A 24,200-nucleotide genomic window follows, 5' to 3' on the forward strand; every position below is an offset into this window, starting at 1 on the left:
CGTGCACCCGTCGGCCGTGTGCGGCAGGATGCATCGCATGACCTACACCCTTGTACTGCTCCGCCACGGCGAGAGCGAGTGGAACGCAAAGAACCTGTTCACCGGCTGGGTGGACGTCAACCTCTCCGAGAAGGGGATCGCCGAGGCGATTCGCGGCGGCTCGCTGCTGACCGAGGCAGGCATCCTGCCCGACGTCGTGCACACGTCGCTGCTGCGTCGCGCGATCACGACGGCGAACCTCGCCCTCGATGCCGCTGACCGGCACTGGATCCCGGTCAAGCGCAGCTGGCGCCTGAACGAGCGCCACTACGGCGCCCTGCAGGGCAAGGACAAGAAGCAGGTGCGGGCCGAGTTCGGCGAGGAGCAGTTCATGCTCTGGCGTCGTTCGTACGACGTGCCGCCGCCCGAGCTCGCGGCCGGCTCGGAGTTCTCGCAGGACGCCGACGTGCGCTACGCCGGCGAGCCGACCCCGAAGTCGGAGTGCCTCAAGGACGTCCTCACGCGTGCGCTGCCGTACTGGGAGTCCGACATCATCCCGGACCTCGAGGCCGGCAAGATCGTCCTGGTCGCCGCGCACGGCAACTCGCTGCGCGCGATCATCAAGCACCTCGACGGGATCGACGACGAGACCATCTCGGGCCTCAACGTGCCGACCGGCATCCCGCTGGTGTACGAGCTCGACGAGAACTTCAAGCCGACCGTCGCCGGTGGCCGGTACCTCGACGCCGACGCGGCCGCCGCGTCGATCGCCGCCGTCGCCAACCAGGGCAAGTAGGCCTGCCGAGAACGCCCCTGACCTGCTGCTGAACCGAGCGCCGACGTCCTGCCCAGGACGTCGGCGCTCGGGCGTTCAGGCGGGCCCGTCCGGGCGGGTCGGGTCGTCCAGCTCCTCGAAGACCGTCAGGGCGAGCCCCTCGGGTCCGTCGAGCCGGGCATTGAGCGAGTCCCACGGGGTGCGGACGGGCTCGGCGACCACGCGGGCACCGGCCGCCTCGAGCCGCCGGGTCGCCCCGGCGGCATCGGTGACCTCGAACGCGACCCGGATCCGGTCGACCGCGCGGCCGGGATCGACCCCCTCGACGCGGTCGACGAACGCGGCGTGCGGTGCGTCCGCGATCTCGAGGGTCGCGCGTCCCGCCTCGAGGATGACGACCCGGCCCTCCGGGTCCGCGAACGCCGCGGACTCGGGCAGGCCGAGCGCGTCCGAGTAGAACGCGACCGCGGCCGCGACGTCGTCGACCGTGAGCACGAGCCGGAGCTGACGGACCGGCTCACCGGGCGAGGTGACCACGCCTGCCTCCTTGGGTCAGTGGACCGGGCTGCCGTCCTCGAGGAACTCGCCGGTGACGAGGTACACCATCCGGCGGGCGATGGAGACGCCGTGGTCCCCGAACCGCTCGTAGTACCGGCTGAGCAGGGTCGTGTCGACGGTCTCCTGCGAGCTTCCGGTCCACGTGCCGCCGAGCAGCGCGGTGAACGTGTCCTCGTGGAGGTGGTCGAGCAGGTCGTCGTCGCTCTCGATGCTGGTCGCGAGATCGAGGTCGTGCGTCTCGAGCAGCGTCGTGGTCCGCTGGGCGACCCGGACGGCGGCCGCGTTCATCTCCGAGAACGTGCCCGACAGCGGCTCCGGGACGGCGAGGCGCGGATAGCTGCGGCGTGAGATCTGCGCGACGTGCCGGGCCAGGTCCCCCATCCGTTCGAGGGTCGAAGCCATCCGCAGCGCGGTCACGATGACGCGCAGGTCCGTGGCGACGGGCGCCTGCTGGGCGAGCAGGTGCACGCACCTGGTGTCCAGCTCCCGCTCCAGGGAGTCGATCGCCTCGTCCGCGACGATGACGGCCTCGGCCATCCGGAGGTCCCCGGTCATCAGGGCGGTCCCGGCGTTGCTGATCGCCACCTCGACCAGACGGCTCATCTCGGCCAGGTCGGAACCGAGCTGGGTGAGCTCGGCATTGAATATCTTGCGCATGCGTACCTCTTCTCTATGGCGACGCTCAGGCTGTCAGCCCCGGATGAACGTAGCCCGGACCACAGATGAACAGTGGGGGGGCCACGCGGTGGGGTGCCCCGGATGGCGTACGAGTCCCCAAGGGGAACCGTAGTCTGACCGCGTGAACGAAATCGACATCGTGGTGGCCGGCCTGCTGGGCCTGCTCGTCGGGGTCGCCGCTGCGCTCTCCTTCAAGTACAGCGAGCGGGTGCAGCACACCATCCCCCCGCAGCCGGAACCGGTGCTCGACGAGAGTCTCGTCCGAGTGCTCGCCGTGCTCCGGTCGGCCGTGGTCGTGGTCGACGACGACGGGGTCGTGCTCCGGGCCAGCGCGCCGGCCTACGCCTTCGGGATCGTGCGGGACGGCCGCATCGCGCCCCTGCCCGTCCTCGACCTCATCGACGACGTCCGACATCGAGGCGTGATCCGCGACGAGGAGCTCGAGCTCCCGCGCGGCCCGGTGGGGCGCGGCACGATCATGGTGCAGGTCCGCGTCGCGCAGATCGGGCCCCACCGCCTCCTGGTGCTCGTGGAGGACCGGACGGAGGCCCGGCGGGTCGAGGCCATCCGCCGGGACTTCGTGGTGAACGTCTCGCACGAGCTCAAGACCCCGGTCGGAGCGCTCGCGCTGCTCGCCGAGACCGTCGAGGCCGCCGCCGACGACCCCGAGGCCGTCCGCCGGTTCGCCGGCCGGATGCAGCGGGAGTCGGCCCGGCTGTCGGCCCTGGTGCACGAGATCATCGAGCTCTCCCGGCTGCAGGCCGGGGCGCTCGGCGCGATGAACCTGGTCGACGTCGACGAGGTCGTCGCCGAGGCGGTCGACCGGGCTCGCACGACGGCGGCGGCGAAGCAGATCACGATCGATGCCGGCGGAACCACCGGCCTGACCGTCTACGGCGGTCACGCCCTGCTGGTGACCGCGGTGCGCAACCTGCTCGACAACGCGGTCGCGTACTCCGGTGCCGGGACCCATGTCGGCGTCGGGCTGCAGCGCACCGGAGATCTCGTCGAGATCGCCGTCGTCGACCAGGGCATCGGCATCGGCAAGGCCGACCAGGAGCGGGTCTTCGAACGGTTCTACCGGGTCGACCCGGCCCGCTCGCGCGACACGGGCGGTACCGGTCTCGGCCTGAGCATCGTCAAGCATGTGGCCGCCGACCACGGGGGCGACGTCTCGATCTGGTCGCAGCCCGGTCGTGGCTCGACGTTCACCCTCCGCCTGCCCGCCGCGCAGCTCCCGCCGCCCGGCCAGCTCACCCCTGCCGGGGAATCCGGCACCCGATCTGAGGAGGTGGATGCGTGACGCGCATCCTGCTCGTGGAGGACGAGGAGTCCTACCGCGACCCGCTGTCCTACCAGCTGGCCAAGGACGGTTTCGAGGTCGCGACCGCGGCGACCGGGCCGGAGGCGCTGGTGGAGTACGACCGCGGCGGGGCGGACCTCGTGCTGCTCGACCTGATGCTGCCCGGCCTGTCGGGCATCGAGGTCTGCCGACAGCTGCGGGTGCGCGGTGACGTCCCGGTGATCATGCTGACGGCGAAGGACAACGAGATCGACAAGGTGGTCGGCCTCGAGATCGGCGCCGACGACTACGTGACCAAGCCGTACTCGTACCGCGAGCTCGTCGCCCGCGTGCGCGCGGTGCTCCGCCGCCGCCACGGCGTGGTCGAGGAGGACGGTGACGACGGCGCGATCGAGGTCGGCCGGATCCGGATGGACGTCGACCGGCACACCGTCGAGGTGGATGGCGCGCGGGTGCCGCTGCCGCTCAAGGAGTTCGAGCTGCTCGAGCTGCTGCTGCGCAACGCGGGCCGCGTCCTCACCCGCACCCAGCTGATCGATCGGGTGTGGGGCTCGGACTACGTGGGCGACACCAAGACCCTCGACGTCCACGTCAAGCGCCTGCGCGCCAAGATCGAACCGCACCCGGCGAGCCCGCAGCTGCTGCTGACCATCCGTGGGCTGGGCTACAAGCTGATGGACGACGTCGCGTCGTGACGCGCGGGATCGGCTCGCGTCGTGACGCGCGGGATCGGCTCGCGGGATGTGACGTGCGTCGCGGCACCGACCGGCTTCCGTCGACCATCGTTCACTCTCCGTTCATCTTCGTCCGCCCACCTGGTCACCTGAGATCCCTACGGTCAGGAGCAGCAGCGCACAACCGATGCGCCGCCCTTCGACGACAGGACGAACCAACGTGAAGCTCTCCCTCCACCGCCGCGTCGGGGCGGTCGCCCTCACCGGTGCCCTCGCCATCTCGCTCGCAGCGTGCGGTTCGGACAACGCCACCGGCGATGCGGCAACTGCCGGCACCGACACGGCCGCTGCGTCCGACCTGAGCGGCGACCTGAACGCCGCCGGCTCCAGCGCGCAGGAGTCGGCGATGGAAGCCTGGCGAGCCGGGTTCCAGGCGACGAACCCGAGCGTCAACGTCAACTACGACCCGGTCGGTTCCGGTGGTGGCCGCACCCAGTTCCTCGAGGGTGGGGTCCAGTTCGCCGGTTCGGACGCCGCGCTCTCCGACGAGGAGATCGAGACCTCCAAGGAGACGTGCGTCGGCGGCCAGGCCATCAACCTGCCGACCTACATCAGCCCGATCGCGGTCGTCTTCAACCTCGAGGGCGTCAAGGAGCTCAACCTCTCCCCGGCCGTCATCGCGGGCATCTTCGACCAGAAGATCACCAACTGGAACGCTGCCGAGATCGCTGCGGACAACCCCGGCGTGACGCTCCCGGACCTGGCGATCTCGCCGGTCAACCGCTCGGACGACTCGGGTACCACCAAGAACTTCACGGACTACCTCGCCAGCACGGCACCGGATGCGTGGCCCTACAAGGCTGACGGCGTGTTCCCGGTGGCCGGTGGGCAGTCGGCCCAGGGCACCTCGGGCGTCATCCAGACCGTCCAGGGTGGCAACGGCACGATCACGTACGCGGACTCCTCCAAGGTGGGCGAGCTCGGCACCGCGAAGATCAAGGTCGGCGACGCGTGGGTCGGGCACTCCCCGGAGGGCGCGGCCATCGCCGTCGACGCCTCACCTCGCGTCGAAGGTCGCATCCCGACCGACATCGCGATCAAGATCGACCGCAACACGACCGAGGCTGACGCCTACCCGCTGGTCCTGACGACCTACGAGATCGCCTGCACGGTCTACGCGGATGCGAACGACGCCGCGCTCGTCAAGGCTTTCCTCAGCTACGTCGTCAGCGACGAGGGGCAGACCGCCTCGGCCAGCGCCGCCGGCTCGGCTCCGATCTCGGCTGAGCTTGCCGCTGAGGTCCAGGCCGCGATCGACACCATCAAGGCCGCCGCCTGATCCAGCGACCTTGCCGACCGGTGGCCGCACCACTCCCGACAGGGGCGGGGCGGCCACCGGTTGGGGTCTTGCACCCGAGCGCCGTAACCTCGAGTGTTCCTGAACATCTGACCTTGTCTGCGCCGTCCTCGGAGACCTTGTGACAACCAGCACGAGCAGCACGCGATCGGCGCCGACGCCGCCGGCCGAACCGGTCGTGCGTCGGAAGTCGATGGAGGGCTTTGCCGGACGAGCGTTCCGATGGACCGCCACCGGCGCCGGTGCGCTGATCCTGGCGGTCCTCGCCGCCGTCGCCGTCTTCCTCATCATCCGGGCCTGGCCCGCAATGTCGGCCCGGTCGGGCGAGCTCTCCGAGAAGATCAACTGGTTCCCGGAGGGGCAGAGCCTGCTGCAGTTCATCGGCCCGCTGGTCTGGGGGACGCTGCTCGCAGCGGCGATCGCGCTCATCATCTCGATGCCGCTCTCGGTCGGCATCGCGCTGTTCATCTCGCACTACGCGCCGCGCCGGCTCGCGAACACCCTGGGCTACGTGATCGACCTGCTCGCGGCGATCCCGAGCGTCGTCTACGGGCTCTGGGGCGGCCTCTGGCTGATCCCGAAGCTGCAGCCCGCCTGGGCCTGGCTGGCCGACAACTTCGGCTGGTTCCCGCCCTTCGCCGGGCCCGCGTCCGATCCGCCGCGCGTGATCCTCAGTGTCAGCCTGGTGCTGGCCGTGATGATCCTGCCGATCATCACGGCCGTGTGCCGTGAGGTCTTCCTCCAGGCGCCGGTCCTGCACGAGGAGGCGGCCCTCGCCCTCGGTGCGACCCGCTGGGAGATGGTGCGGATGGCCGTGCTGCCGTTCGGTCGCCCCGGGATCATCTCCGCCGCGATGCTCGGCCTCGGGCGCGCGCTCGGAGAGACCATGGCGGTGCTGATGATCCTGTCGCCCGGAGCGCTGTACTCGCTCGCGCTCCTCAAGGTCGGCCAGCAGCAGACCATCGCCGCGAACATCGCGCTGCAGTTCCCCGAGGCCGACCCGCTGGGCGTCAGCACGCTGATCGCGACCGGGCTCGCACTCTTCGTGATCACCCTCGTGGTGAACATGGCCGCACGCGCGATCGTCGCGCGCCGCAAGGACTTCTCGGGGGCGAACTGACATGACCACGCTGACCCCCACCCCCGCCGGCCCGCCGGACCTGACCCCGGACTCCACCGCCGACACCCGCGCGCTGCTGGCCGGCATGGACACCCGCCGCAGGGTGACCGACAAGGTGATGACCGGACTGGTCGTCGCGTCGTTCGTGATCGCGCTGATCCCGCTGATCTCCGTGTCGTGGACCGTGCTCTCCAACGGCCTCGACCGGTTCAACCTGAACTTCCTCTCGGTCTCCATGCGGGGCGTCTTCGGCGGGATGGATGCCGGCGGGATCTACCACGCCATCATGGGCACGCTCGAGATCACGGCACTGGCCGCGCTGATCTCGGTGCCGATCGGCCTGCTCGCGGCGATCTATCTCGTCGAGTACGGCCGAGGAGCGCTTGCGCACACCGTGACGTTCTTCGTCGACGTGATGACCGGCATCCCCTCGGTCGTCGCCGGGCTCTTCGCCTACGCGCTGTTCGCCGTGGTCTTCGGGCCGGGCGTCCGCTTCGGTGTCGTCGGCGCCGTGGCGCTGTCGGTGCTGATGATCCCGGTGGTGGTGCGCTCCTGCGAAGAGATGCTCCGGCTCGTGCCGAACGAGCTGCGCGAGGCGGCGCTGGCCCTCGGGGTGCCGAAGTGGCTCACCGTCGTCAAGGTCGTGCTGCGGACCGCGATCGCCGGGATCGGCACGGGCATCATGCTCGCCGTCGCCCGCGTCATCGGTGAGACGGCTCCCCTGCTGATCACGGTGGGAGTCATCGACTCGATCAACTTCAACGTGTTCGACGGCCGCATGATGACGCTCCCGGTGTACGTCTACCGCCAGTACAGCCAGGGCCTGGTGCCCTGCAACGACCCGGCCGCGATCTGCATCCCGACCATCAACTACGACCGGGCCTGGGCCGCGGCGCTGACGCTGATCCTCATCGTGATGCTGCTCAACCTCGCCGCTCGGCTGCTCACCCGCGTGTTCGCCCCCAAGACCGCTCGCTGACCGGGTTCGGACCCCGGCGAGCATCCCGACCTGAGAGACAAAGGACGACATCGTGGCCAAGCGCATCGACGTGAAGGACCTCAACATCTACTACAGCGACTTCCTCGCCGTAGCCGATGTCTCGGTCGACATCGAGCCGAACTCTGTGACGGCCTTCATCGGCCCGTCGGGCTGCGGGAAGTCGACCTTCCTGCGCACGCTCAACCGGATGCACGAGGTCATCCCGGGCGCGCGGGTCGAGGGCAAGGTCGCCATGGACGGGGTCGACCTGTACGGCGAGGGCGTCGACCCGGTCGCGGTGCGCCGCTCGATCGGCATGGTGTTCCAGCGCCCGAACCCGTTCCCGACGATGTCGATCGCGGAGAACGTGCTCGCGGGCGTCCGCCTGAACAACCGCCGGATCTCGAAGGGTGACGCGCAGGACCTGGTCGAGTCGTCGCTGCGCGGCTCCAACCTGTGGAACGAGGTCAAGGACCGGCTGACCCGGCCGGGGTCGTCGCTGTCGGGTGGTCAGCAGCAGCGCCTGTGCATCGCCCGTGCGATCGCGGTCCGTCCGCAGGTCCTGCTCATGGACGAGCCGTGCTCGGCGCTCGACCCGATCTCGACGCTCGCGATCGAGGATCTGATCTCGGAGCTCAAGGACAACTACACGATCGTGATCGTGACGCACAACATGCAGCAGGCCGCGCGCGTCTCGGACCGGACCGCGTTCTTCAACATCGCCGGGTCGGGTCTGCCGGGCCGGCTGATCGAGGTCGACGCGACGTCCACGATGTTCTCCTCGCCGCGCGAGAAGGCGACTGAGGACTACATCTCGGGCCGCTTCGGCTGAGTCGGTCCGCTCCAGCCGCTCCAGCGGTTCAACCCGCTCAGGCCGTTCAACCGGCGGTGGGCACCAGGTCGGCGTACTGGGGCAGCGTGCCGTCGAGCACGGGGATCGACACGGCCTCGCTCCCGCCGTCGGGCGTCGAGAGCGTCACCGGCAGGACCTGGCCGGGCGCGACATCGACGGTGTCGAGCTCGAGCGGCGGGTCGTCCCCGCCGCCCAGCAGGACCGTGGCGCCGGCCGGCACCCGTACGGTCGCCTCGCTCGCGCCCTGCGGGCTGAGCGTCACGGTCGTCGCCTTGTCGGTGCTGTTGGTCAGCCCGCCGATCAGCACCCCGGGCTCACCCTCGGCGGCGGAGATGATCAGCAGGTTCGCTGCGCTCAGCGACGAGCCCAGCTCGACCCGGATCCCGTCCGACGGGGAGTAGGGCTTGGTCGTCACGATCGGGGAGCAGGCGGCGACCGTCAGGGGGAGGAGCGCGACGATCCCGACGCCGAGCAGCCGGGACCAGGATCGTGCGGGGGTGGACGGGCGGACGCTGGCCACGTGGACTCCTCGAGACGGCTCTGCGGGGCGGGGGCACGGCGGGCGGGCGGGGGCGGAACTCTCCGCTCCACGCGCCATTCGGGCGGGTCCGCGCTAGCCTAGTGGGTGGACCGCTTCACGGCGGGATCGAGCGTCTGACCTGCGATGACGTATCGCCCATCGACGTGAAAAGCCCGTCGGGCCGCAACGCGGCGTGGTAGGATGAATTCCCGCGAAAGGGGACACCACCAGATGACTTTCACTGTTGGGGAGACTGTTGTCTACCCGCACCACGGCGCCGCGTTGATCGAAGAGATCAAAACTCGCACGATCCGCGGTGAAGACAAGGTATACCTCAAGCTCAAGGTGGCCCAGGGCGACCTCACCATCGAGGTTCCCGCAGAGAACATCGACCTCGTCGGCGTGCGTGACGTGGTCGGCCAGGAGGGGCTCGAGAAGGTGTTCGACGTCCTTCGCGCTCCGTACACCGAGGAGCCGACGAACTGGTCGCGCCGCTACAAGGCGAACCTCGAGAAGCTCGCCTCCGGTGACGTCATCAAGGTGGCGGAGGTCGTCCGCGACCTGTCGCGCCGCGACGCCGATCGTGGGCTCTCCGCCGGCGAGAAGCGCATGCTCGCCAAGGCTCGCCAGATCCTCGTCTCGGAGCTCGCTCTTGCGGAGCACACCGAGGAAGACAAGGCCTCGGCCATCCTCGACGAGGTTCTCGCTTCTTGATCACGCACGGATCTTCGGTCGGGCGTCGCTCCCTCGCTGGGAGCGGCGCCCGACCGCTTTGCGGCACCGGTTCACCGTCGTGAGCACGGCAGCGATCCTCACGGCTGCCGGCAGCGGCAGCCGGCTCGGTCACCTGCTCCCCAAGGCGCTCGTGCCGCTGGCCGGGGTGCCGCTCGTCGTGCACGCCGCGCGGCGCCTGGTCGGCTCGGGGGCCGTCGACCTGCTGGTGGTCACCGCGCCGGCCGATTCCGTCGCCGATTTCCAGGCGGTGCTCGACGGTGCGCAGCTCGGCATCCCCGTGAGCCTGGTCGTGGGCGGGGCCAGCCGACAGGCGTCGGTGGCCGCGGCGCTCGCACAGCTTCCGCCCGAGATCAGCGTCGTCCTCGTGCACGACGCCGCCCGCGCGCTCGCTCCGTCGTCGCTCATCGCGCGGGTCGAGGCCGCCGTCCGGTCCGGACTGCGAGCGGTCGTCCCGGGAGCCCGGGTGACCGACACGATCATCGAGGTGGCCCCTGCCGGTGGCGGTGCGCTCGACGGACGCCCCCTGGCCGGCAGCGTCCTCGAGGTCGTCGACAACCCGGACCGCGACGCGCTCCGGATCGTCCAGACTCCGCAGGGCTTCGATCGAGCCCTGCTGGTGCGCGCGCACGCCGCCGGGGCGCACCGCGCCGACGACGAGACGCGCGCGGCGACCGACGACGCGTCGCTCGTGGCAGCGCTGGGTGAGGCCGTGCACGTCGTGACGGGCGACCCGGACGCGGCGAAGATCACCACGTCGCGTGACCTCAGGCTCGCGGAGATCGTCCTGGCGGACGCCCGCGCCGCTGACCAGAGCGGCGTCGATCCCGCCGACGACCAGACCGGCGCCCATGCCGTTCGCCACCTCGGAGACCGGCCATGACCGCGGGACCGGTCCTGCCGCGCACCGGCATCGGGATCGACGTCCACGCCTTCGCTGCGCCCGACAGCCCGCGGGTGCTGGCCTTGGCGGGCCTGACCTGGCCCGGGGAACGCGCGCTCGAGGGACACTCGGACGCTGACGTCGTGGCGCACGCCGCGGCCGACGCGCTCTTCTCCGCGGCGGGGCTCGGTGACCTCGGCTCGAACTTCGGCACGTCCGAACCGGCCTGGGCCGGGGCTGCCGGCAGCGTCCTCCTGGCCGAGGCCGCCCGGCGGGTCCGGGCCGCGGGCTTCACGATCGGCAACGTCGCGGTCCAGCTGATCGGCAACCGGCCGAAGGTCGGAGCCCGGCGGGCCGAGGCCGAGGCGGCCCTGTCGGCGGCCGCGGGCGCACCCGTGACCCTCTCGGCGACCACGACGGACGGCCTCGGCCTCACGGGTCGCGGCGAGGGCCTCGCGGCGATCGCCACCGCGTTGATCGCCCTGAGCTGATCGCCGCTGAGCTGATCGCCGCTGAGCTGATCTCGCCCGCACCGGTCGAGCCAGCCGACCAGGTCAGGGACGCAGGATCATCTTGCCGCGCGCGTGCCCGGCGATGCCGGCACGGTGCGCCTTGGCGGCGTCAGCGAAGTGGTAGGTCCCGGCGAGCCGCACATCGAGCCTGCCGGCGACGACGAGGTCGACCAGCTGCTGGCGCGCCTTGGCCCGGATCTCGGTGCCCGGGTCGGCCCCCGGTCCGCTGCCGAGCAGCAGCACCCGCAGCACGGCGCCGTGCGCGAAGTTCGCGATTGTCGCGATGCGTTGCCGGTCGGGCACGAGGGCGACCGACGTGTCGAGCGCTTCCGCGGTGCCGACGGTGTCGATCGCCGCGGTGACGCCGGACCGTGCGTGCTCACGCACCCGCGCCGCGAGCCCCGGCCCGTACACGACCGGGATCGCCCCGATATCCATGAGGTACTCGTGGTTGACCAGGCTCGCGGTCCCGACCACCCGGGCGCCGCGGGCGCGCGCGATCTGCACCACCATCGAGCCGACGCCGCCGGCGGCGCCGTGCACCAGGACGGTGTCCCCGGGGCCGATCCGCGTCGCGACGACGGTGTGCATCGCGGTCACCCCGGCGAGCAGGAGACCGCCCGCCTTCTCCCAGGTCAGGAGGGCGGGCTTGTGGACCGTCGCGGTGGCGCGCACGACGAGCTGCTCGGAGTACGCGCCGGGCGCGCGGTAGGCGATGACGTCGTCACCCGGCACGATCCCCTCGACCCCGGGCCCGACCCGCAGCACGGTGCCGGCTGCCTCCTGGCCCAGTCGGATCGGCAGCTTCGACGGGTCCGTGCCGTAGGTGCCGGTGTACGACTTCCAGTCGATCGGGTTGACGCCGGCCGCCTCGACCTTGAGCAGGACCTCGCCCTCGCCGGGCTCACCGGGGTCGGTCGACACGATGGACAGGACCTCGGGGCCGCCGTACGCGGTCGCCACCACTGAGCGGGACATACTCCGATCATGGCCCAGGGAGCCGCTGCGCGGCGAGGGAAGCGCGCGGTCGGACCTCAGGGGTGAGTCGGTCCGAGGACGCGGTCGAGGTACCGGTTGGCGAACATCCCGCCCGGGTCCTGCGCGGCGCGCACCGCACGGAAGTCGTCGAGGCGGGGGTACGACGCGGTGAGCTGGGCGGCGTCGAGCGTGTGGAGCTTCCCCCAGTGCGGGCGGCCACCGGCCGCCGTCGCGATCTGCTCCGCCGCGGCGAAGAGCCGCGCGTAGGGGACGCGCGCGTACTGGTGCACCGCGACGTATGCGGTCTGGCGGCCCTGGGCGGTGGAGAGCCAGACGTCGTCGGCCGCGGCGAACCGCACCTCGACCGGGAACGAGACCCGCTCGCCCGAGGCCTCGATCCACCTGTCGAGCTCGGCGAGCACCGCCGGGAGGTCGGCGCGGGGAATCGCGTACTCCATCTCGCGGAAGCGGACCCGCCGGGGGGAGACGAAGACCTCTGTGGACGGCGCGCGGTAGCGCCGGGCCGTCAGGGTCCGGGCGGCGACGGCGTTCACGCCTGGGGTCAGTCGCGGAACCCGTGCCGTGAGCCGGTTCGTGGCCTCGAACACCACGTTGGAGAGCAGCTCGTCGTCCACCCAGCGGCGCAGGCGGCCCGGGCCGGTGCGCGGCTGGTCGCCCACCACCCGGTTGTTGCGCTTGGTCAGCGTCCGCTGGGTGTGCGGGAACCAGAAGAACTCGAAGTGGTCGTTCCCGTCGACCAGCCCGTCGGGTCCGGCGAGCGCCTCGAGCACGCGCCCGAGCGCCCAGGGCTCCTCCCAGGCCTCGAGCGTGAACGCGGGCACGGCCTCGATGGTCACCGCGGCCAGGACGCCCACCGCACCCAGCCCGAGGCGTGCTGCCTCGAACAGCTCCGGATGCTCGGACGGGGAGGCTTCGAGCACCTCTCCCGCGGCCGTGACGATCCGCAACCCGCGCACCTGACCCGCGAGGCCGGCCAGGCGGGCGCCCGTGCCGTGGGTGCCGGTCGAGATCGCACCTGCGATCGTCTGGCGGTCGATGTCGCCCAGGTTCGGCAGGGCGAGCCCGCGCGCGGCCAGGGCGGCGTTCAGGTCGCGGAGCCGGATCCCGGCCCCGACGGTCACGTGCGCGCCGCCGTCCTGAGTGGTCACGATGCGCTCGACCGACGCGAGGTGGTCGAGGCGGACGAGCACGCCGTCGGTCACGGCGACCCCGGTGAACGAGTGGCCGGCGCCCACGACCCGCAGCCGCAGACCGCGGTCGGCCGCGGCCCGCACGGTGGCGACGAGCTCGGTCAGGTCGCGCGGGGCGGCGAACGCTGCGGGGTGGGCGCGTTCGGTCCGGGCCCAGTTCTCCCAGGTCGCGCGGTGGGTGGCGGCACGGGCGGCGGCGCGGGTGGCGGGGGACATGGCACCAGCGTGGCGCGAAGTCCGACGGTGCGGGGGGAAGGCGTGGGACTCTTTTCCCACGAACGGTTCGTCGGTCCGGTCGAGCAGGAGGTGATCCATGGAACGCCGCTCCATGGTCGAACGCCGCACCCAGCTCGTCCAGGCCGCGCTCGCCGTCGCCACCCGGGAGGGGATCGAGGCGGCCACGGTGCGCGCGATCGCGACGGAGGCGGGGGTCTCGCTGGGCGTCGTGCACTACTGCTTCGAGGACAAGAACGAGCTCCTGCGCGAGGTCGGCGAGATGATCACCGCCCAGAATGCCGATCGGGTCGAGCTCGATCGGACCGCCCAGCCCGATGTGCGGACCGCGGTCGGTGCCGCGCTCACCGGTGCGTGGGCCGCGATCCGGGAGAACCGCGGCGCTCACCTGCTGGGGTTCGAGCTCACCACCTCAGGGCTGCGCAACCCGGAGCTGCGGGGCGTGGCTACCGCGCAGCTCGAGCGCAACCTGCTCGTCGCCAAGGCCATGCTCGAGGAGACCGCGACCGTGGCCGGCGTCCGGTGGGCAGTGCCAGTCCCGCTGCTCGCCAGGTTCTGCGTCGCGGCGATGGACGGCGTCACTCTCGCCTGGCTGGTGGACGCCGACGACGACGCCGCCGAGTTCGCGCTCCGGTCGTTCGCCGACTACATCGCGACGCACGCCGTGCCGCCCGGTGTCACGGACCGGGTCGCCACGAGATGAGCCCCCTCCCGGTGAGGACCGCCGGTTGAGGTCCCCCGCGTGAGGACGACGGACCGGGCGACGCCGACGATGAGCGACCGCCTCTCGGCCGCCACCGCGGGACTGCCCGCACCGATCGTCGTCGTCGACCTCGCCGCGCTGGACGCGAACGCGGCCGACCTGGTCCGACGAGCGGGTGGCGTCCCGGTGCGCGTGGCGAGCAAGTCGGTGCGTGTGCGGTGGGTGCTCGACCGCGTGCTGGCTCGCCCCGGTTTTGCCGGTCTGCTCGCGTTCACGTTGCGCGAGGCGCTGTGGCTGGTCGGCCACGGTGCCCGCGACGTGCTGGTCTCCTACCCCACGGTCGACACCGGCTCGCTCGCCCGGCTGGCCGCGGATCCGGTCGCCGCGGCGGCGATCACGCTCATGGTCGACGACGTGGCCCAGGTCGCGCTCGCGGCGCGTGCGGCGCAGACGGGCGGTCAGCGGGTGCTGCTGTGTCTCGACGTGGACGCCTCCCTCCGGGTCGGGGTCGGTCCCCGGGCAGTGCACCTGGGGGTGCGGCGGTCGCCGGTGCACGAGCCTGCCCAGGCGGCGGCGCTCGCCACGCTCGTGGCGAGGCGCGACGGCGTCGTCGTGCGCGGCGTGATGTTCTACGAGGCGCAGGTCGCCGGGCTGCCGGACACCAGCTGGGCCGCCCGGCTCGTCAAGCGCGCGTCGGTGGCCGACCTCGCCGTGCGCCGCGGGCGCGTCGTGGACGCGGTGCAGCAGGCGATCGGCGGCCCGCTCGCCCTGGTCAACTCCGGCGGGACCGGCTCGATCGAGTCGACCGTGAGCGACCCCGTGGTGACCGAGGTGAGTGCGGGCTCCGGGCTCTTCGCTCCCGCCCTGTTCGACCACTACCGGTCGTTCGCGGCGCGACCGGCGGCGTACTTCGGGCTCGACGTCGTGCGCCGTCCCGCGCCCGGGTACGTCACGGCGTTCGGCGGCGGGTTCGTGGCCTCCGGCCCGGCGGGCCGCTCGCGGCTCCCGGTACCGATCGACCCCCGCCTGCGACTCACCCGACGCGAGGGCGCCGGGGAGGTGCAGACCCCGCTGCGCGTGACCGGCCGGCCGACGCCGCCTCGGGTCCGGCCGCGGCGGGCGGCCGGCGCACCGCCCGCCGACGCCACGCGGGGTCCCGCGATCGGCGACCGGGTCTGGTTCCGGCACGCGAAGGCGGGGGAGCTGATGGAGCACGTCCCCGAGATCCAGGTGCTGCACCCGGACGGCACCACCACCGCGACCGCCACCTACCGCGGCGAATCCCCGCCACCGCACTGACCTGCCTCGCCGACCTGCCTCGCCGACCCGCCTCACTGACCCGCCTCGCCGACCCGGTGCACCGGCCCCACCGCGGTGAGGGCCGCGGGCGTTCGGGGCGGGGTCGTGGGCCGGTAAAGTGGGTGGGTGAGCCTTCATCTGTTTGATTCCGCCACGCGGTCGGTGCGTGAGTTCGTCCCGTTGGTCCCGGGCGAGGTCTCGATCTACCTGTGCGGGGCGACCGTCCAGGCTCCGCCGCACATCGGTCACCTGCGGTCCGCCGTCGCGTTCGACGTGCTCGTGCGCTGGCTGAAGCGTTCCGGCAGCCACGTCACGCTCGTGCGCAACGTCACCGACATCGACGACAAGATCCTCGCCAAGTCCGCCGACGCCGGCGTGCCCTGGTGGGCCTGGGCGATGCAGAACGAGCGGGCCTTCACGCACGCCTACGACGCCGTCGGCGTGCTCCCGCCGAGCTACGAGCCGCGGGCGACCGGGCACGTGTCCGAGATGGTCGCGCTGATGGAGCGGCTGGTCGCCACCGGGCACGCATACCTCGCCGGCGAGGGAGACCTCTACTTCGACGTCCGCTCGTTCCCGGAGTACGGCGCGCTGACCAACCAGCGCGTGGACGACATGGTCCCGGCGTCCGACACGATCGCGGCCGACGGCGCCGACGAGCGCAAGCGGGACCCGCGCGACTTCGCGCTCTGGAAGGCACCGAAGCAGGGCGAGCCGGCGACGGCGTCGTGGCCGACGCCGTTCGGCCGGGGCCGTCCCGGCTGGCACCTGGAGTGCTCGGCGATGGCGCAGCGCTACCTGGGCGACGAGTTCGACATCCACGGCGGCGGCCTCGACCTGCGCTTCCCGCACCACGAGAACGAGCAGGCGCAGTCCCGTGCCGCGGGCTTCGGCTTCGCCCGGTACTGGCTGCACAACGGCTGGGTCACGCAGAGCGGGGCCAAGATGAGCAAGTCCCTCGGCAACGGCATGCTGGTCGCCGAGGTGCTCGCTCACACTCCTGCCGTCGTGCTGCGCTACGCGCTCACGGCGGTCCAGTACCGCTCGATGCTCGAGTGGACCGAAGACACCCTGCGCGAGTCTGAGGCGACGTGGGACCGGCTCGCCGGTTTCGTCACCCGGGCCGTGGAGGCGATCGGTGTGGTGGACGACGACGAGGTGGCGAAGGCTGACCTGCCGGCCGACTTCACCAGCGCCATGGACGACGATCTCAATGTCCCCGCGGCGCTCGCCGTCGTGCATGAACGGCTGCGGGCGGGGAACACGGCGCTGGCCGCCGGGGATCTCGGGACTGCGCGCGAGGCGCTGATCGCGCTGCGCGGCATGTTGGACGTGCTCGGGCTCGATCCGGGTGCACCGCAGTGGGCCACGCGCGGCGACGACGACCGGTATGCCCGGGCGCTCGGCGCGGTCGTCACTGCCGAGCTTGCTGCACGAACAGAAGCACGGGCGGCGCGAGACTTCGCGACGTCTGACGCCATCCGGGACCGCCTCTCGGCGGCCGGCGTGGTTGTCGAGGATTCACCGGCTGGGGCGCGATGGTCGCTGGCCGCTACCCGGGAGGACGAGAACTGATGGCTGGAAACTCCGAACGTCGCGGCGCGACGCGCAAGGCTGGATCGAAGAAGGGGGCCAGCGGCGGCACCGGCGGGAAGGGCCGGGCGGCCCTGCAGGGCCGCGGCCCGACGCCGAAGGCCACCGAGCGGCCGCACCACCCGGCCGCCAAGCGGGTGGCCGCCGCGACCCGGCGCGCCACCGGCCCGGTCGCCGGCTCGGGCCGCTCCGGCGGCGCGGCTCCCGTGCGCGCATCACGGTCTGCCTCCGGCGGGCGTGGCGGCAAGGGCTCCAGCGCGACCCACGAGATCGTCTGCGGACGCAACTCCGTCGTCGAGGCGCTGCGCGCCGGCATCCCGGTGACCACCGTCTACTACGGCACGCGCATCGAGACCGACGACCGCACGCGGGAGATCCTCGACACCGCTGCTGGCCGCGGGTACCCGCTGCTCGAGGTCTCCAAGGCCGAGCTCGACCGGCTCACCGACGGCGCGATCCACCAGGGCGTCGCCATCCAGGTCCCGCCGTACGTGTACGCGGACCCGGACGACCTGCTCGACGACGCGTCCGACCACCGGACGAAGCCGCTGATCGTCGCGCTCGACGGGGTCACCGACCCGCGCAACCTCGGCGCAGTGCTCCGCTCCGCGGGCGCGTTCGGCGCGCACGGCGTGCTCGTGCCCGAGCGGCGCTCGGCCGGCGTGACGGCGGCCGCCTGGAAGGTCTCGTCGGGAGCGGCCGCGCGCGTGCCGGTCGCCCGGGCGACCAACCTCGTGCGCACGCTGCAGGCGTACCGGCAGGCCGGGTGCTTCGTCGTCGGGCTGGCGGGCGAGGGCGACGTCGCGATCAACGACCTGCCGTTCGCGACCGACGGGCTCGTGCTCGTGATCGGTTCCGAGGGCAAGGGCCTGTCGCGCCTCGTGCGCGAGAACTGCGACGCCCTGGCGTCCATCCCGATCGGCTCGTCCGTCGAGTCGCTCAACGCCGGGGTCGCCGCCGGGATCGCCCTCTACGAGGTCGCCCGCATCCGCACCGCCGCCGCGCTGGAGTCCTGACCCGAACGCCGACGCCACTGTCAGACCACGTGCGGGCTCGTCGCGAGGTGGTCGGCGAAGAAGTCGTTGACCGTCAGGCCGGTCAGCGTCCGGCCGAGCGGCTGGCAGTGGTGCTCGGCGCCGTCTTCGCGGGTGAATCGCGCCAGCTGCTTGGGTGCGCGCAGCAGGTCGTACATCTCGCGGGACTGGCCGGGAAAGAAGTCCTCGTCGTCGGGGTCCGTCACGAGCGTCGGGGTCGTGATCTGTGCCACGAGGTCGGCGCCGAGAGTGTACGTGCCGACGGCCGTGAACAGGTCGAACGCCGAGTCGAACGCGCCGTAGGGCCGGGCGCGGAACGCGAACTGCCGTTCGAGGGCCGGGTCGGACGGCCCCTGGCCCATGTACTGGTCGAAGGTCTCCTTCTGCCCGCCGTGGAGCAGCGCGAGCATCTCGGGCGGCAGGTTAGCGTTCCAGGTCCGGGAGACGTCCACGACCCCGCCGTCGAGCGCGGCCGCGACGAACCGGTGCTCGAACGCGAGCGCACGCCCTAGCCAGTACCCGCCCTGACTGATGGCGTAGGCGAGCAGCGATTCACCGTCGACGTCGTCGCGCGCCACGAGCGAGTCGACGACCGGGGTGAGCACCTTCTCCCAGTCGGGGCGGAACGGGACACCGCGCTCGAACAGCATCGACTGCTGCCCGGGACCGTCGAAGACGAACACGTTCCAGCCGCGCTCGAGACCCGACCGGATCCCCTCCGCCCACAGCCCGGGCAACGACCCGTCGCTGCCGTTGGCCACGACCATCGTGGGCCGGGGCGCCCCCGTGGCGTCCGGCCGCAGGAGGTACCCGGGCAGGGTGCCGCCCTCGTAGGGGACCGCCACGGCGACGTGCCGGCCGCGGGTGCTCGCGATGAACGCGTCCCAGCTGTCACGTCCGGCCCGGAAGGTGGGGCCGAGCACGCCGTCGTCGGGCATGCCGTCGACGAACGCGAGGGCGCGGGAGTACGCGTCCGAGGCGGCGAGGAAGTGGGCGCCGGCCGTCTGGAAGTGGCCGTCGTCGTGCGCCTGCTCGGCGCGCGATCGCTGGTTGTCGGCCAGGTCGCGCCACTCCTGATACCAGCTGGACGGGTCGCCGTCGGTGATGCGGGACAACGTCAGGAAGGTCAGGCCGAGGTCGATGGCGCCCTGGGCCGATTTTCCGAGGGCAGAGCGGCCCGCGACCTGGAAGTCGGGGTCGGCGAAGAGCGTGGGGACGGACGCTCGCGTGGCCGGGTTCGTCGGTGAGGTGGAGTTCATCCATCGACCGTGCCCGACGAGCGCCGGTCTCGCGACCGGAAGAGGGGTCGGGGAGGGGTCAGGCGTCGTCGGCCAGGCCGCTGGCGCCCAGCACGGCCAGCTCGTCCGGGCGGTGGCGCAGGACGTCGGTGACGTAGCTGTCGACGGCCTCGGCGAGCGGCACGTCGCGCCCGCGCTCCTTCGAGATGAACCAGCGGTGGTCGAGCAGCTCGTGGAAGACCTGCGCCGGCTCGAGCTTGCGGCGCAGCTCCCGCGGCACGGCACGCACCGCGGGCTCGAACACCTGGGTCAGCCAGTCGTGGGCGACGAAGGACTCCTCGTCGTTCTGCCGGTCGGTCGCGGCGGCGTGCGCGTCGAGGTCGTTGAGCAGGCGGCGCGCCTGGTTCTCCTGGACGTCGAGCCCGGTCAGGCGCATGAGCCGGCGGGAGTGGTGACCGGCGTCGACGACCTTGGGCTGGATCCGCACGGTCGTGCCGTCGATGTCGGTCATGATGTCGAGCTCGCCGACGTCGAAGCCCAGGTCGTTCAGCCGCTCGATCCGGGCGGCGACCCGCCACCGGGCGTCGGCGGTGAAGGACTCCTCGTCCGTCAGGGCGGTCCACAGCTCCTCGTAGCGCTCGACCAGCATGGCGCCGATCGCGACGGTGTCTTCTTCTTCGTCGAGGAACTCCCCGGCCACCAGGTCCATCAGCTCGCCGATGATGTTGACGCGCGCGATCTCGAGGTCGTACGAGCGCTGGCCGTCGGTGAGCTTGTTGTGCAGGTCGCCGGTCTCGGCGTCGACGAGGTAGGCGGCGAACGACTCGGCGTCCCGCCGGAAGAGGGTGTTCGACAGGGACACGTCGCCCCAGTAGAACCCGGACAGGTGCAGGCGCACGAGGAGCACGGCCAGGGCGTCGATGAGCCGGGTCGCGGTGTCCGGCTGCAGGGTGTTGCTGAACAGCGCGCGGTAGGGCAGGGAGAACTGCAGGTGCTGCGTGATCAGGACGGCCTCGAGAGGCTCGCCGTCGGGCGATCGGCGCCCGGTGATGACGCCCACGGGCTCGACGCTCGGCGCGTCCAGGCGGCGCAGCTGACGCAGCAGCTCGTACTCCCGGTAGGCGACGCTCTCGCCGATCTCCTTGACCGCGATCACGCGTCCGGAGAGCTTGACGAACCGCACGACGTGCCGCGAGATCCCGCGGGGCAGCGCGGCGAGCACGTCGGCCGGCCACTCCTCGAGCGGGACGTCCCAGGGGAGGTCCAGCAGCGCCGGGTCGGGCGCTGCCGCAGTGATCTGCAGGTTCTGGGCCATCACAGTTTCAGATTCCTCGTCTAGATGAGCACCCGGGCAGCTGGCCCGGCAAACAGCGAGGGGCGGTCCGCCGCTTGGCCGGACCGCCCCTCGCGTCGTGGATCAGGCGTCGATGCGCAAGCCCGAACCGGCGTGGAACAGGTGCTGCTCACCGGTGCGGATCGTCACGTGGATCGTCTCACCCTTGGCCGGGACCTTGCGCGGGTCGACGCGCACGATGACCTGGTCCTCGCCGGCACCGGAGTGCAGGAGGCCCTTGCTGCCGAGCTCGCCGGTCAGCTCGCCATAGACGAACGCGTCGGAGCCGAGCTCCTCGACGATGTTGACGAGCACCGGGATCGAGTCCGGGGTGCCGGCCGGCACGACGTCGAGCGACTCGGGCCGGAACCCGATGGTGATCTTGGCGTTGTCGTCCGCGCCGAGCGCCGTGACCGCGGTGCGGGGCACCGAGATCTTGGTGCTGCCGAGCTGGGCGTACCCCTCGGCGAGCGAGAACGTGCCGAGGTTCATCGCGGGGGAGCCGATGAAGCCGGCGACGAACACGTTCGCCGGGGTGTCGTACATGTCGCGCGGCGTGCCGACCTGCTGGAGGAGCCCGTCCTTGAGGACCGCGATGCGGTCGCCCATGGTCAGGGCCTCGGTCTGGTCGTGCGTGACGTAGACCGTCGTGACGCCGAGGCGGCGCTGGAGCGAGGCGATCTGCGTGCGGGTCTGGACGCGAAGCTTGGCGTCGAGGTTCGACAGCGGCTCGTCCATGAGGAACACCTGGGGCTGGCGCACGATCGCGCGGCCCATCGCGACGCGCTGACGCTGGCCACCGGAGAGGGCCTTCGGCTTGCGGTCGAGGTACTCGGTGAGGTCGAGGATCTTGGCGGCCTCTTCGACGCGAGAACGGATCTCGGCCTTCGGCTTGCCGGCGATCTTCAGGGCGAAGCCCATGTTGTCCGCGACGGTCATGTGCGGGTACAGCGCGTAGTTCTGGAACACCATCGCGATGTCGCGGTCCTTGGGCTGCACATCGGTGACGTCGCGGTCACCGATCAGGATCCGACCGGCGTTGACGTCTTCCAGCCCGGCGAGCATGCGGAGCGACGTGGACTTTCCGCAACCAGACGGACCGACGAGGACGAGGAACTCGCCGTCCTCGACTGCCAGGTCCAGTGCGTCCACGGCCGGGCGCTCGGTGCCCGGGTAGATGCGGGTGGCCTTATCGAACGTGACTGTTGCCATGATGGATATTTCCCCTCACCGGCAGGTACGTGCCGGACGATCCGTAGTGAGCGGTGCCAGAGTGTCTGCGCTGACACGAACCCGCGAGCGGGTGCGGATGGCCGCACCCGACAAAAGCTCGGGGTTCGGTCGTCATTCTGGCACATGGCGAGAGGGCCTGGGCCGGGACGTCACGCCGCGGAGCCGCGAGGGGCCGGATCGTGACCGGTTCAGTCCAGCGCGCGGGCGAACTCGGCGAGGTGCGCGCAGAACGTGCGCGGGTCGGCGGTGTGCAGCCGGGCGACGGTCGCCCCCGGCCCGACCTTGACGGCCAGGTCGGTCGGCCCGAGCGTGGCGAAAGCGTGCTCGTCGGTCGTGTCGTCACCCGCGTAGAGCACGACGGCGGCGCCCAGCTCGGTCCGCAGGGCGGCCAGGGCGTCGCCCTTGGAGGCCAGGACGACGGCGATCTCGACGACGTCCTTGCCGTGCAACGCGGCGATGCCGAGCGAGTCGGCCAGGGCGAGGCCCTGCGCCGTCGCGGCCCGAGCGACGTCGGGCGCGGCCATCCGGGTGTGCAGCACCGCGGCGGCCGGCTTGTGCTGGACCCAGACGCCGTCCCGACCGCGGGCCGCGGCGGTCAGCCCGGCGCCGACGGCGACGAGCAGCTCGGCCTGGTCGGGGTCGAGGCGGATCGCGTCGCGTTCGAGGCCGTAGGTGCCGACCCGACCGCGCTCGTTCCCATGACTGCCGATCAGGACGGTGCCCACCGGCGCACCGGCGCGGCGGTGCAGGTCGACCACGGAGCGGCCCGAGACGAGGGCGAGCAGCACCCCCGGGGTCCGGGCGAGGCGGGCCAGGGCGTCCGCGGCGGCGGGCAGCATCCGGGAGTCGTCCGGGTCGTCGACGAGCGGCGCGAGCGTGCCGTCGAAGTCGAGCGCGACGAGCAGCGGGCGGCGCTCCGGGTCGTCGGCGAGGGCCGCGAGCGCGGCGCCGAGCTCGCCGTCGGCCGTGGCGGGCGCGGCCGTCATCGGTGCACCGGGTTCTGCGGGACGGCGCCCAGGACCGCGAGGAACGACTGGGACCACTTCTCGACGTCGTCGGCCAGGACCCGGCGGCGCAGCCGGCGCATGCGCTTGCGCTGCTCGCGGTAGTCCATCTCGACGGCCGACACGATCCGGTCCTTCATCCCGTCGATGTCGTGCGGGTTGACGAACACCGACCCGGCGAGCTCGTCGGCGGCGCCGGTGAACTCGGACAGCACCAGCACCCCGCGCTCGTCGGAGCGCGCCGCGACGTACTCCTTCGCGACAAGGTTCATGCCGTCGCGCAGGGCGGTCACGAGCATGACGTCGGCCGCGAGGTACAGCGCGGCCATCTCCTCGGGCGGGTAGGAGTGGTGCAGGTACCGGATCGGCTGGCAGCCGAGGTGCCCGTACTCGCCGTTGATCCGGCCGACCAGCAGCTCGACGTCCTCGCGCAGCTGCTGGTAGGCGCCCACGTTCTCGCGGCTCGGGCTCGCGACCTGGATCAAGGTCACCTTCGGCACGGTGAGGCGGCCGTCCTGGAGCAGCTCACCGAAGGCCTTGATCCGGTGTCGGATGCCCTTGGTGTAGTCGAGGCGGTCGACGCCGAGGAGGAGCACGTCCGGGCTGCCGACCTCCTCGCGGATCTCGAGCGCGCGCTTGGCGACCGCGGGGCTGCGGGCCAGGTCGTCGAAGTGTCCGGAGTCGATGGAGATCGGGAAGGCCGCTGCGCGCACGTGGCGCCGCCCGCCGTCCTCCTCGGTCATGGTGATGACCTCGCCGCGCGTGGTCAGGTCCGTGAACCGACGCACCGAGCGCACGAAGTTCGCGGCGTCGCTCGTGCGCTGGAAGCCGATCAGGTCCGCACCGAGCAGCCCGTGGACCACCTGGCTGCGCCACGGCAGCTGCGCGAAGATCTCGAGCGCGGGGAACGGGATGTGGTTGAAGAACCCGATCCGCAGGTCCGGGCGCAGCTCACGCAGGAGTGCGGGGACCAGCTGGAGCTGGTAGTCGTGCACCCAGACGATCGCGCCGGGCGCGGCCTGCGCGGCGGCCGCCTCGGCGAAGCGCCGGTTCACCTGTCGGTACGCGTCCCACCACAGCCGGTGGTAGGTGGGCTTCTCGATCACGTCGTGATAGAGCGGCCAGAGGGTGTCGTTGGCGAAGCCCTCGTAGTACAGCTCGATGTCCGACTCGGACAGCGCGACCGGCACGAGGTGGACGTCGTCGACGTCGAACGGGTCGGGCGCGAGGTCGGGCGCGCCCGACCAGCCGACCCACGCACCGGCGGCCCCCTGCATGACGGGCGCGAGCGCCGTGACCAGCCCACCGGGCGACCGTGTCCAGCTCAGCTCGCCCTCGTCCGAGATGGAGATGTCCACCGGAAGTCGGTTGGCCACGACGACCAAGTCGTACTCTGCCTCGCTCACACATCACCCCT

At 71.8% G+C, this 24,200-nt stretch carries 24 protein-coding genes; 14 read left to right on the plus strand and 10 right to left on the minus strand.

Annotation, left to right across the window (positions count from 1 at the left end; translation table 11 throughout):
* Nucleotides 1-37: 37 nt before the first annotated feature.
* Entirely contained in the window at nucleotides 38-775 is a 738-nt protein-coding gene (locus EUA98_RS09355) for a phosphoglyceromutase (RefSeq protein ID WP_130102415.1), read from the plus strand.
* A gap of 75 nt (nucleotides 776-850) precedes the next feature.
* Here EUA98_RS09355 and EUA98_RS09360 read toward each other — a convergent pair whose 3' ends face one another.
* Both EUA98_RS09360 and phoU read right to left on the minus strand, forming a co-directional pair.
* Entirely contained in the window at nucleotides 851-1,291 is a 441-nt protein-coding gene (locus EUA98_RS09360) for a VOC family protein (protein ID WP_130102416.1), read from the minus strand.
* Between the two features lie 15 nt (nucleotides 1,292-1,306).
* Complete coding sequence (gene phoU, locus EUA98_RS09365) at nucleotides 1,307-1,969, minus strand: phosphate signaling complex protein PhoU (protein ID WP_130102417.1); 663 nt, start codon at nucleotides 1,967-1,969, stop codon at nucleotides 1,307-1,309.
* A 142-nt stretch (nucleotides 1,970-2,111) separates the two neighbouring features.
* Here phoU and EUA98_RS09370 point away from each other — a divergent pair, with 142 nt between their 5' ends.
* From EUA98_RS09370 to pstB, 6 genes are all read left to right on the plus strand, one after another.
* On the plus strand, nucleotides 2,112-3,293 hold the full coding sequence (locus EUA98_RS09370) for a sensor histidine kinase (protein WP_130102418.1): 1,182 nt from the start codon (nucleotides 2,112-2,114) through the stop codon (nucleotides 3,291-3,293).
* On the plus strand, nucleotides 3,290-3,988 hold the full coding sequence (locus EUA98_RS09375) for a response regulator transcription factor (RefSeq protein ID WP_130102419.1): 699 nt from the start codon (nucleotides 3,290-3,292) through the stop codon (nucleotides 3,986-3,988). The genes EUA98_RS09370 and EUA98_RS09375 overlap by 4 nt, the downstream gene beginning before the upstream one ends.
* A gap of 199 nt (nucleotides 3,989-4,187) precedes the next feature.
* Nucleotides 4,188-5,306, plus strand: coding sequence for a phosphate ABC transporter substrate-binding protein PstS (locus EUA98_RS09380; protein WP_242511370.1), 1,119 nt, complete (start codon nucleotides 4,188-4,190; stop codon nucleotides 5,304-5,306).
* Nucleotides 5,307-5,445: 139 nt separating this feature from the next.
* Nucleotides 5,446-6,444 (plus strand): phosphate ABC transporter permease subunit PstC, encoded by a 999-nt coding sequence (gene pstC / locus EUA98_RS09385; RefSeq protein ID WP_434063489.1) that lies wholly within the window; start codon nucleotides 5,446-5,448, stop codon nucleotides 6,442-6,444.
* Between the two features lies 1 nt (nucleotide 6,445).
* On the plus strand, nucleotides 6,446-7,423 hold the full coding sequence (gene pstA / locus EUA98_RS09390) for a phosphate ABC transporter permease PstA (protein ID WP_130102421.1): 978 nt from the start codon (nucleotides 6,446-6,448) through the stop codon (nucleotides 7,421-7,423).
* A gap of 52 nt (nucleotides 7,424-7,475) precedes the next feature.
* Nucleotides 7,476-8,255: a phosphate ABC transporter ATP-binding protein PstB gene (gene pstB, locus EUA98_RS09395; protein ID WP_130102422.1), complete on the plus strand. Its 780-nt coding sequence runs from the start codon at nucleotides 7,476-7,478 to the stop codon at nucleotides 8,253-8,255.
* Between the two features lie 46 nt (nucleotides 8,256-8,301).
* Here the strand turns inward: pstB and EUA98_RS09400 are convergent, their stop codons facing one another.
* Nucleotides 8,302-8,796, minus strand: a complete 495-nt coding sequence (locus EUA98_RS09400) for a hypothetical protein (RefSeq protein WP_130102423.1) — start codon at nucleotides 8,794-8,796, stop codon at nucleotides 8,302-8,304.
* Between the two features lie 231 nt (nucleotides 8,797-9,027).
* Here EUA98_RS09400 and EUA98_RS09405 point away from each other — a divergent pair, with 231 nt between their 5' ends.
* From EUA98_RS09405 to ispF, 3 genes are all read left to right on the plus strand, one after another.
* Entirely contained in the window at nucleotides 9,028-9,510 is a 483-nt protein-coding gene (locus EUA98_RS09405) for a CarD family transcriptional regulator (RefSeq protein ID WP_130102424.1), read from the plus strand.
* Nucleotides 9,511-9,589: 79 nt separating this feature from the next.
* On the plus strand, nucleotides 9,590-10,411 hold the full coding sequence (ispD, locus tag EUA98_RS09410) for a 2-C-methyl-D-erythritol 4-phosphate cytidylyltransferase (RefSeq protein WP_130102425.1): 822 nt from the start codon (nucleotides 9,590-9,592) through the stop codon (nucleotides 10,409-10,411).
* A complete protein-coding gene (ispF, locus tag EUA98_RS09415; RefSeq protein ID WP_130102426.1) occupies nucleotides 10,408-10,902 on the plus strand; it encodes a 2-C-methyl-D-erythritol 2,4-cyclodiphosphate synthase in 495 nt (164 codons plus the stop codon). Before ispD ends, ispF begins: the two co-directional genes overlap by 4 nt.
* A gap of 63 nt (nucleotides 10,903-10,965) precedes the next feature.
* Here ispF and EUA98_RS09420 read toward each other — a convergent pair whose 3' ends face one another.
* Nucleotides 10,966-11,901 (minus strand): quinone oxidoreductase family protein, encoded by a 936-nt coding sequence (locus EUA98_RS09420; protein ID WP_130102427.1) that lies wholly within the window; start codon nucleotides 11,899-11,901, stop codon nucleotides 10,966-10,968.
* A 56-nt stretch (nucleotides 11,902-11,957) separates the two neighbouring features.
* Nucleotides 11,958-13,328, minus strand: a complete 1,371-nt coding sequence (locus EUA98_RS09425; protein ID WP_130102428.1) for a D-arabinono-1,4-lactone oxidase — start codon at nucleotides 13,326-13,328, stop codon at nucleotides 11,958-11,960.
* A 97-nt stretch (nucleotides 13,329-13,425) separates the two neighbouring features.
* On the opposite strand from EUA98_RS09425, the gene EUA98_RS09430 reads away from it, so the two are divergent.
* From EUA98_RS09430 to rlmB, 4 genes are all read left to right on the plus strand, one after another.
* Nucleotides 13,426-14,049, plus strand: coding sequence for a TetR/AcrR family transcriptional regulator (locus EUA98_RS09430; protein ID WP_130102429.1), 624 nt, complete (start codon nucleotides 13,426-13,428; stop codon nucleotides 14,047-14,049).
* Nucleotides 14,050-14,118: 69 nt separating this feature from the next.
* Nucleotides 14,119-15,348, plus strand: coding sequence for an alanine racemase (locus tag EUA98_RS09435; RefSeq protein ID WP_130102469.1), 1,230 nt, complete (start codon nucleotides 14,119-14,121; stop codon nucleotides 15,346-15,348).
* A 126-nt stretch (nucleotides 15,349-15,474) separates the two neighbouring features.
* Nucleotides 15,475-16,923 (plus strand): cysteine--tRNA ligase, encoded by a 1,449-nt coding sequence (gene cysS, locus EUA98_RS09440; RefSeq protein ID WP_130102430.1) that lies wholly within the window; start codon nucleotides 15,475-15,477, stop codon nucleotides 16,921-16,923.
* On the plus strand, nucleotides 16,923-17,957 hold the full coding sequence (rlmB, locus tag EUA98_RS09445; RefSeq protein ID WP_130102431.1) for a 23S rRNA (guanosine(2251)-2'-O)-methyltransferase RlmB: 1,035 nt from the start codon (nucleotides 16,923-16,925) through the stop codon (nucleotides 17,955-17,957). The genes cysS and rlmB overlap by 1 nt, the downstream gene beginning before the upstream one ends.
* A gap of 20 nt (nucleotides 17,958-17,977) precedes the next feature.
* Here the strand turns inward: rlmB and EUA98_RS09450 are convergent, their stop codons facing one another.
* The 5 genes from EUA98_RS09450 to EUA98_RS09470 form a co-directional block, all read right to left on the minus strand.
* Nucleotides 17,978-19,234 carry an alpha/beta hydrolase family protein gene (locus tag EUA98_RS09450; protein ID WP_130102432.1) on the minus strand — a complete coding sequence of 419 codons (1,257 nt, stop codon included), beginning with the start codon at nucleotides 19,232-19,234 and terminating at the stop codon, nucleotides 17,978-17,980.
* A 58-nt stretch (nucleotides 19,235-19,292) separates the two neighbouring features.
* Nucleotides 19,293-20,528: a DUF4032 domain-containing protein gene (locus EUA98_RS09455; RefSeq protein WP_130102433.1), complete on the minus strand. Its 1,236-nt coding sequence runs from the start codon at nucleotides 20,526-20,528 to the stop codon at nucleotides 19,293-19,295.
* Between the two features lie 102 nt (nucleotides 20,529-20,630).
* Nucleotides 20,631-21,758, minus strand: coding sequence for an ABC transporter ATP-binding protein (locus tag EUA98_RS09460; RefSeq protein ID WP_130102434.1), 1,128 nt, complete (start codon nucleotides 21,756-21,758; stop codon nucleotides 20,631-20,633).
* A gap of 209 nt (nucleotides 21,759-21,967) precedes the next feature.
* The gene (gene otsB / locus EUA98_RS09465; RefSeq protein ID WP_130102435.1) at nucleotides 21,968-22,765 is read right to left on the minus strand and encodes a trehalose-phosphatase; all 798 of its coding nucleotides are present in this window, start codon (nucleotides 22,763-22,765) and stop codon (nucleotides 21,968-21,970) included.
* On the minus strand, nucleotides 22,762-24,189 hold the full coding sequence (locus EUA98_RS09470) for an alpha,alpha-trehalose-phosphate synthase (UDP-forming) (RefSeq protein ID WP_130102436.1): 1,428 nt from the start codon (nucleotides 24,187-24,189) through the stop codon (nucleotides 22,762-22,764). The genes otsB and EUA98_RS09470 overlap by 4 nt, the downstream gene beginning before the upstream one ends.
* Between the last annotated feature and the right edge of the window lie 11 nt (nucleotides 24,190-24,200).

Source organism: Pengzhenrongella frigida (genome assembly GCF_004168625.1).
Lineage (GTDB): Bacteria > Actinomycetota > Actinomycetes > Actinomycetales > Cellulomonadaceae > Pengzhenrongella > Pengzhenrongella frigida.